The organism is Bradyrhizobium sp. Leo170, from assembly GCF_004296405.1.
Classification (GTDB): Bacteria; Pseudomonadota; Alphaproteobacteria; order Rhizobiales; family Xanthobacteraceae; genus Bradyrhizobium.
On sequence record NZ_PSRR01000873.1, the window covers coordinates 1 to 462 of the forward strand.

The 462-nt window shown below is 62.6% G+C and carries 1 protein-coding gene; it reads left to right on the plus strand.

All coding sequences use genetic code 11. The features are described 5' to 3' along the window. Positions 1-22: 22 nt before the first annotated feature. The coding region (locus CWO89_RS45170) for a helix-turn-helix domain-containing protein (protein ID WP_130584483.1) at positions 23-462 on the plus strand (440 nt) is incomplete at its 3' end.

Here is a 462-nt window from a genome sequence, read left to right on the forward strand (position 1 = left end):
CACCTGCTAAGGTGTTGTGGCGATGGGACGGTGTTATGGCCAGCTCAGCCTTGAAGAGCGCGTTGAGATCTACCGCCTGCATGCAGGCGGTAGATCTCAGAACCAAATTGCGTCTGCGCTTGGCCGGGCGCCGTCGACGATCAGTCGGGAACTGCGGCGCAACTCCCGGCCGACCAAGGTTTGGGCGGGCGGCTACGAGCCGGTCCGGGCGCAACACCTGACCGAGCGCCGGCGACGATGGGATTGCCGCTTCAAGCTGGCGCGCCAGCCAGACCTGCGGGACCGCGTGGGCAAAGGCCTTGCGATGGGACATTCCCCAGAGCAGATCGCAGGCCGACTGGCGCTGGAGCATGGTCGCGTGGTCGTCAGCCATGAGTCAATCTATCGTTTCATCTATCATCGCACGGCCCAGAAGGATTATTGGTATCGCCTGCTGCCGCGTCACAAAAAAATGCGAGTCCG